This is a genomic window from Tissierellales bacterium, from assembly GCA_025210965.1.
Lineage (GTDB): Bacteria > Bacillota > Clostridia > Tissierellales > JAOAQY01 > JAOAQY01.
The window spans coordinates 1-7,526 of record JAOAQY010000021.1 but is presented as its reverse complement, the minus strand read 5'-3'; the positions used below and the strand labels follow the sequence as shown (position 1 = coordinate 7,526).

Here is a 7,526-nt window from a genome sequence, read left to right as displayed (position 1 = left end):
ATACATCACTCAAGTATCGTTAATATCATTGGCAACTCATATAGAACAGCACAAGCACTTTCAAAATTTGATAAGGAGGATTAGCAACAACATACATTTTTATACGGACACTTTTTTACATTTTAATATTGACATTTATAAATGTTGTTTTCAAACGCCTGGCGATAAGTGCCATGTATTGTGATATGTTTCTGTTTTCTATGCTTGCAAACATTATCCCCATTACTCTTTCATCTTTATCTACTATCAGTTCTGTGTACTCGCTGTAGTCTACGCAGTCTCTGATGTATAGTTCATATACACTATTTATGTTTTCTACATTTTCAAGTCCTTTGTGCAAATTCCAACTCTCTTTTACGAGCTCCCCGCAGCTCTCAAGATATTTGGCATCGTACGGTATAAATCTATGCTCTTTCTTAGCTCCATCAGGTTTCATAAACATTCTCCCACTATTCCCTTCTAATTTGATTTATTGCTTTTCCATCTAGTTTCCTATGTAAGATTATATGGTATGTATGTACAGCTGAAATAAACTCTACATAAAGATTTCTTTATACAAAAAAATTGCACTCTCAAAAGTGCAATTTCTAGTTATTATTTAGCTGGCAGTTCTATTTCATATAATGTGTTTATTTGTTTTTTATCATCTGATGTGAGTTTTATATCTCCTCTGTGTGCTTTAATTATTTTGTAGGCTATAGCCATGCCGAGACCACTTCCGCTTCTAGTTGTCCTCGCTTCGTCTTCTATGGAAAATGGTTCAAATATTTTGCTCTGTAATTCGCTTGATATTCCTCTTCCGTTGTCTCCTATTTTGAGTTTGATATTTTGATTTGTCTTCTCTATGGAAAATGATATAGTCCTTTCTTTTTCTGTGTATTTTACAGTATTTGATATTATGTTGTCGAAGACTCTCTTTATCTCAAATTCATCGAATTTGCAGTAAATATCGTTATCAGGGATGTCTATGTCTAGTTTGTAGCCCTGCATTTCTAATTCACTGTATTTTTCAATGAAATATTGCCGAGCAAATTCGCTCATGTTTCTATTCTCTATGTCTAGTCTAAATTCTGGGTGGTCTAGTTTGCTGTATTCACTAAGTGCATTTATGAGTTTTGCCATAGAATCTGATTTTTGAGATATTCGCTCTAAATATGTTTTTCTCTCGCTTTCATTTATTTTTCCATCTATCAGCATTTGGGCAAAGCCTTGAACTATGGTTATAGGCGTCTTTAGATCGTGAGATATGTCGGCTATTATTCTCTTTTTTTCTTTTTCTAATTCTCTTTGCTTTTCTTCTGATTCGCTTAGTTTTCTAGACATGTCGTTGAATTTTTGACATAGTTCTTCGAATTCATTTGGTCCTCTGTAGTTTATTTGTTCTTCTTTTTCTCCTTTGGCTATTCTATCTATTGCATCGCCTAGAAGGTGTAGTGGTGTTTTCACTTTTTTGTCTAGTTTTACGAGGTAAATGATTGCATATGCCATGAATAGTACAATGAATACTGCTACGTAGTATTTTATATTTCCTTTAATTGATGTGGAGATCCTGTTCATGGGGTTGTGTTTTCTAAAGAATATTATTGAGTGTGGATTTTTGCTGTTGTCTTCAAACTCTAGCTTGGAAATTTCATAGTCATTTTCGTATATTCCCATCATCAATTCGAGTTCTTTTTTTGAAAATGTATCTTTGTCTAAATGCATATCTGAAAATACTAGTCTGTAATTTCTATCTACTATCAATATTTTCTGATACGTTTTTTTCAAGTCTTCGTAGTATTCAAATGTAAGTTCCACGTATTCGTTTGAATCAAAGTCTTTGTAAGATTCTCTCGTAACTATCGGTCGGTTACTTTCATTTGGAATCAATTTTATTTCGTCAGCTGAAAACTGAATTTGTTTGTTTTTTAAATGAGAGTAGACTATGTTTCCATCTGAATCTATTATTTCAAAAAATCCATCATCTCCAAGTATGTGCTCGCTTTCAAATTCTAAGTACTCTCCGCTCTTTATTTCTTCTGGCACATTGTCGTATGTGTATTGTAGGTAGGTCCTCATACTGACGTCTTCAATATAGTCTCTCAAAAATAGTATTGCTAAAATAGAAATCAGTGTTGCTATTACAAAGTACAAGAAGTCTCTAACTAGTGTGTTAAAGTAGCTTTTTTGGCTATATTTGTTTTTCATTTTCAATTCTGTATCCTAGACCTTTCATAGTTTGGATGTATTGATTTCCATTTTTATCTACTCCTAGTTTGTGCCTGAGATTTGAAATATGAACTCTGATGGTATGAGAATCTGACTCAAAGTATTCTCCTAGTATATGTTCTGCTAGTTGGATTTTTGAAAATATTTTGTCTGGATTTTTCATAAATAAACTCATCATTTTGTATTCGGTAGCTGTTATAAGTAGTTCTGTATCGTCTTTGTAAAGTCTACATGTTTCTGTATCAAGTCTGAGATTTTTAAGCGAGAGTATTTTACTCACGTGTTTGTCTGAATCATTGTACTTTCTGTTTCTTCGCAAATGCGAGTTAACCCTAGCTATTAGTTCTAATGGATTAAATGGTTTTGTAATGTAGTCATCTGCTCCAATGTTTAGTCCTAGTATCTTGTCTTGGTCTTCGTTTTTCGCTGAAAGTATGATTATGGGCATATTGCTGATTTTCCTAATCTCTCTTGTCAATTTGTATCCGTCCATCTCTGGCATCATTATATCTAGTATCGCTAGATCGAAGTTTTCTTCATTGACTGCATTTAAACCTTCTATTCCATTTCTAACGGTCTTCAGGTCGTATCCTTCACCAATTAGGTATATTTCTATAATTTCAGATATGTCTCTATCATCTTCAGCTATCAGAATTTTAGTATTCATGCAAATTCTGCTACTCAAAATATTGACAAATCTACCCATTTTGTACTTTGACTGTTTGTTTCTGGATATTTTGTCTAGTAGCTCCTCCTTTTTCTAGTTTTTTTGCTTTTTTAAGACATTCATATTTCCTTGAATGTCTTACTTGTTCGCGTTTTCACTTCTTTTCTAGTTTTTTACTCTTGAAATCTCACCCATTTAAAGGTAAGCATTATATAACCATCTACAAATTCTCAGCGATTGATTAATCTTTTGAATCTGCTTTTTTGTTGATTTTAATTCCACTTTGTATGCCCTTTACAATCTCTTCATCCTCCTCAGTTTCCTAAATTAACAATAAACTTCTAATATTTTTTTCTCTCTACTACCTATATTTACTTTAGTTTCTATTGTTTTTCCAGATTCTCCACGCTGTTTTCTAAAGTCAAATACAAGCAAGTATCCTTTATCTAATCCGTATTGCTCTAGGTACTCTCCAAGCTGAATTAATCCTTTTTTGTGGTATTGTTCGCCTCTCCATATCTTGAGCTCTAGTATGTGCATCTCTTTACCATATGTTATTACTATATCAAACCGCTTCTCTTCTCCACCTTTAACTTCTTTAAATGCAAATCCAGCTCCATTTATTATTGGACTTATAAATGCCAAAAGTATCAGTCTGCCATCGTCTTCTAAAAATGCTTCTTTCTTAGCTGAATACTCTTTTTTCATAAATTCTTGAAATTTCATGAGTATTTTTTCGATGTCTAATGTATTATCTTCATTTATGAATTTTGATTTGTAGTTGTAATCTGACATGATTTTGTATCTATCATTTCTCACAAGTTTCATCATCATGTGATTGTATATGAGCTGCTCGTAGATTTTGTTATTGATTCTACAATTTCCTTTTTCATCTTTCAATATACCATATATACTTCCGAGGTTTACTATTTCATCTGACCTTACATAAGTTATGTTTTCTCCATCTAATATTATTCTCTTTGTGAAGCTGTATAATTCGCTATTGTTCTCTATATTTTTTATCACACTGTCAAAGTTCGTATTGTTCTCTTTTAGAACTTCCTTCACAGCTATATCTATATATTCTCTTTCCCACATTGTATCTTTTGCACTTAGTATTTTTTCGTCTATTGTCTTGCAAAGTTTGCTTACCAAAAATGGGTGCCCTGATGTGTAAAAATAAAGGCGTTCTGCAAAGTATTTTTTGTCTAATTCTATATTTTTTAGTCTTGTATATTCATCTAACATTGTTTCTATTTCTCGTTCTGAAAAGCTCATGTCGACATCGAAATCTGCTGCTATATTCCAAGGACTATTGTATTTATGTTCTTGGTCAGATCTGATTTTTATTTTAAGACTCTTAACGTCATGAACTCCTGCTAGTATCACACTACTAAATGTTATATCCATGCCTTCTTTACTCGACAAATACTTGTTTCTAAGCAGGCCTAAAAAATCTAGAAACAATTGGTTGTTGCTACTTTTGTCTACTTCATCTATGATTAGAACTACTTTTCTATCTACATACTCAACCATATCTGTTATGAAATCGCTGAATTCAGCCATTCTAGTAATTTTGTCGCAATATTTATTTATATACTCAAGCATGGTTTTATTTCTGGTAAATCTGAAGTAATTCCTCATTTGTATCATTATGCTCTTTAGAAAACTCTTCGTCTCACCAAAACTATCTGAATCAATCGACTCAAAACTTATTTTTATAGATAGGTAATCATCCATTTTTGAAAGTTTTTTGTTCAATAGGTACAATGTAGTTGTTTTTCCATACTGTCTTGGTCTATTTATAATAAAATATTCTTCGTTTTCTATTAGTTTCATTATGTAATTTATTTTTGTTGTGATATCTACCATGTAGTGTTTATCAGGTATACATGTTCCCGTTATGTTAAATTTTTTATTCAATATCTTCACCTCCACAAAACTTTCTTCTAATTCTATTATAACATTACTACGACACTATAAGCACTTGAATCAACAAAGATAGCTTAAGTATTTCACAACGCTTCTGCTTTACACTTCTAAACTTAACTTGTATACTATACGTAGCTTAATCATTCAAAAAGGAAGTGACTTACTATGACGGTAAACAAAAAAGATTCACTGGTTCTATTGATACTGCTCGTAGGAGCTCTGTTTTCTTCGAAGTATTTTTTTGAAAATCCAAAGACTCTCTATGATGCGATGTTTCCAGAAGAAGTGGATTTGAGCAAGTATAGTTATACATATTATGATTTGGGCCATGACATGGGTACATTGCCACTAGTCGTAGATGGTAAGGATAGTTTATTTCTTAGCGATCTCAAAAATATTGAAATCATGAGAGCTACTAATCCTAATGGCCATCCTGATGCTGGAGTTGAAATCCATATCAAGCCTATAACGTCTCACGAGCTTAGGTTCTCTATTTTGAAAAATGACATAATAGCTGTGAAAGATGGTAAGGGCTATTTGTATTATAAAGCCAAAAATGTAGAACTATTGATGCACTATAGACGATATATGGATTCTGATTACGATAGGGATATGGATTCTTTAGCTTATAATCTTTTAGCTGACGAATACTCGGATTCTGTCAATTTTAGTTTGTATTTGAATATGTTTATATTGTTCTTAATAGAAACAAAGTTCAAATTCAAAGAGAAGCTTCGTGCAAAGTTTATATCGTCGCTTGATTATCATCTTTACTCATCTGTACTGGTTCTGCTTACAGCATTTTTGGGTATAATGGTGTTTGATTGTACTTATCTCAACAAAGATTTGATTATTTTGACTGGCTACAATTTGATTTACTTTAATTATTTGCCAAGACAAGTTGATATTCAAATCATGTAGTACTATAGGTTTTTCTATATCAATTAAGAAAAAGTCCGAAACTTTAGCTTTACTAGCTGAAGTTTCGGACTTTTTTAGTGTTTCTAATTTTTTATTTTTATACTAATTTTTCTGTTTTTTTATTATTATTTTCCCACTCTTCTCTCAATATTCCATAACTGATTGAATCATAATATTGATCTTCTACTATTCTAGCTTTACGATATCTTGCTTCTAATACAAAACCTAATTTCTCTGCTAGATTCATCATTCTCTCATTTCCAGACCATGTAGTTAGGCCTAGTCTTACTATATCTTTGTGCTCATCAAATACTCTGTCAATCCATTTTCTTAGCGCTTTATATCCTATGCCTTGTCCCCAATAGTCTTCATTGAATATTACTATTCCGATTTCCATCCATTTCGTCTCTTCGGATTTCCAGTACCAACTAACCTCTCCAATGAGTACATCTTTTTCTTCATCCACTACCATTAAACTACGATTTGGATATTCTCCATTTTCTATTTGTTTTTTAAGGTTTTGAATTTTAGTTTTAAGTTCATTTTCAGTACTCTTCTTGAAATACGGTCCATTGAATTTGTGGTATAGTCTTGATGGTTTTGTAAGTTCCAAGTAACTATCTAAATCTTTAATTTCAATTTTTCTAAGCAATATTTCTGACATATTAGCCTCCTCTAGTTTCCATATCTCACTCTATATACTTTTATTATACAATCTAATCCACGGGTGAAATCAACCGATTTCATGTAAATTTATTTTAAACTTATATACTCTATTTCAATATTTATATCCAAATACTTTCATCATTTATTCGTTTTTCCTATTTTCAGCTCTATTTAAGTGCTTCTCTTTTTCACTTGATTCTTCTTCGCTCTCACTTGCCGCTTGTTTTGTCACTTCTTGATAGTTAACGTCATCAAATGCGTATTCTACATTGCCAGATGCTGAAAGTTCTGGCTTTATACGCACTAAGCTCTTTTTGTTAACTCTAAATTTCGTATCATTCTCTTCTATCAAATACGCTTTCCCTGCAATTCTAGAGACTTGCTCTCCATCTTTTGTCATATACAAAATGGCATATCTTGTACCGATTTCGGCGTCTACTCTAGCTACTATGTACATCTTCATATCATTTCCACTTTTATATCTCTGTATTTTTAAGTTCTCATAATCTATGTATTCACCGCTGTTTTCTAAGATATCAAATGTCCCATAATTATCCGATATATGTTCTAGTCTGATAGATTTAAGTATCGCTAAACTAGTTTTCACATCTGCTTTTACCCTCATATTTCTAAGTATTATTGAAAAATTAGCCTGTGATATAGCTATGACTACAGCTATTATCACTAGTACCATTAATAGTTCAAAATGAGTAACTGCTTTGTTGTTTCTCTTTGCTAGTCTCATGAAATAGACCTCCTAATGTCGATTTACGCAAACTAAACCCTTCGAATCTACAAATTTCGCCCCACAACCCTAGAGTATATTATATCATGCAATCAATGTGAATATAATGTCAACATTTTACAATTGGATGTTTTTTATGTATTGTATTGCTCTTTTGAGCGCTTGATCAAAGAATTCGAAATCATGTGCTCCATCCCAAGTTTCGTAGTTCAAATCGTATCCAAGTTCCATCAAATCATTTGCAAATCTATCATTTAATTCTTTAAGAAAGTCTTGATTTCCACAAGCTATATAGAATTTTGTATTTATATTGTCCTTGTGTTTGCACGCTAATTTCACCAAGTCATTTTCTGATTTGTACTCTAGTTTCTCTCCAAAAGCAGATCT

The 7,526-nt window shown here is 32.1% G+C and carries 8 protein-coding genes; 1 reads left to right on the top strand and 7 read right to left on the bottom strand.

All coding sequences use genetic code 11. The features are described 5' to 3' along the window. Positions 1–115 precede the first annotated feature (115 nt). The 4 genes from N4A40_01095 to N4A40_01080 all read right to left on the bottom strand — a co-directional run bounded on the left by N4A40_01095 (position 116) and on the right by N4A40_01080 (position 4,798). Positions 116–436 (bottom strand): hypothetical protein, encoded by a 321-nt coding sequence (locus N4A40_01095; GenBank protein ID MCT4660426.1) that lies wholly within the window; start codon positions 434–436, stop codon positions 116–118. A gap of 158 nt (positions 437–594) precedes the next feature. Beyond that, complete coding sequence (locus N4A40_01090) at positions 595–2,187, bottom strand: HAMP domain-containing histidine kinase (protein MCT4660425.1); 1,593 nt, start codon at positions 2,185–2,187, stop codon at positions 595–597. Beyond that, positions 2,171–2,875: a response regulator transcription factor gene (locus N4A40_01085; GenBank protein ID MCT4660424.1), complete on the bottom strand. Its 705-nt coding sequence runs from the start codon at positions 2,873–2,875 to the stop codon at positions 2,171–2,173. The genes N4A40_01090 and N4A40_01085 overlap by 17 nt, the downstream gene beginning before the upstream one ends. A 327-nt stretch (positions 2,876–3,202) precedes the next feature. Next, on the bottom strand, positions 3,203–4,798 hold the full coding sequence (locus N4A40_01080) for an AAA family ATPase (protein ID MCT4660423.1): 1,596 nt from the start codon (positions 4,796–4,798) through the stop codon (positions 3,203–3,205). A 174-nt stretch (positions 4,799–4,972) separates the two neighbouring features. Here N4A40_01080 and N4A40_01075 point away from each other — a divergent pair, with 174 nt between their 5' ends. Next, complete coding sequence (locus N4A40_01075; GenBank protein MCT4660422.1) at positions 4,973–5,728, top strand: hypothetical protein; 756 nt, start codon at positions 4,973–4,975, stop codon at positions 5,726–5,728. Positions 5,729–5,825: 97 nt separating this feature from the next. Here the strand turns inward: N4A40_01075 and N4A40_01070 are convergent, their stop codons facing one another. From N4A40_01070 to N4A40_01060, 3 genes are all read right to left on the bottom strand, one after another. Continuing rightward, positions 5,826–6,392, bottom strand: coding sequence for a GNAT family N-acetyltransferase (locus N4A40_01070; protein MCT4660421.1), 567 nt, complete (start codon positions 6,390–6,392; stop codon positions 5,826–5,828). A gap of 144 nt (positions 6,393–6,536) precedes the next feature. Beyond that, positions 6,537–7,139 carry a hypothetical protein gene (locus tag N4A40_01065; GenBank protein ID MCT4660420.1) on the bottom strand — a complete coding sequence of 201 codons (603 nt, stop codon included), beginning with the start codon at positions 7,137–7,139 and terminating at the stop codon, positions 6,537–6,539. 117 nt (positions 7,140–7,256) lie between these two features. Then, positions 7,257–7,526 (bottom strand): hypothetical protein (locus N4A40_01060; protein MCT4660419.1); only part of this gene is annotated, 270 nt, incomplete at its 5' end.

What these genes read in the sequence shown, in the direction of transcription:
- N4A40_01095 (MCT4660426.1), bottom strand. Translation starts at nt 436, where the DNA reads ATGAAACCTGATGGAGCTAAGAAAGAGCATAGATTTATACCGTACGAT.
- N4A40_01090 (MCT4660425.1), bottom strand. Translation starts at nt 2,187, where the DNA reads ATGAAAAACAAATATAGCCAAAAAAGCTACTTTAACACACTAGTTAGA.
- N4A40_01085 (MCT4660424.1), bottom strand. Translation starts at nt 2,875, where the DNA reads ATGAATACTAAAATTCTGATAGCTGAAGATGATAGAGACATATCTGAA.
- N4A40_01075 (MCT4660422.1), top strand. Translation starts at nt 4,973, where the DNA reads ATGACGGTAAACAAAAAAGATTCACTGGTTCTATTGATACTGCTCGTA.
- N4A40_01070 (MCT4660421.1), bottom strand. Translation starts at nt 6,392, where the DNA reads ATGTCAGAAATATTGCTTAGAAAAATTGAAATTAAAGATTTAGATAGT.
- N4A40_01065 (MCT4660420.1), bottom strand. Translation starts at nt 7,139, where the DNA reads ATGAGACTAGCAAAGAGAAACAACAAAGCAGTTACTCATTTTGAACTA.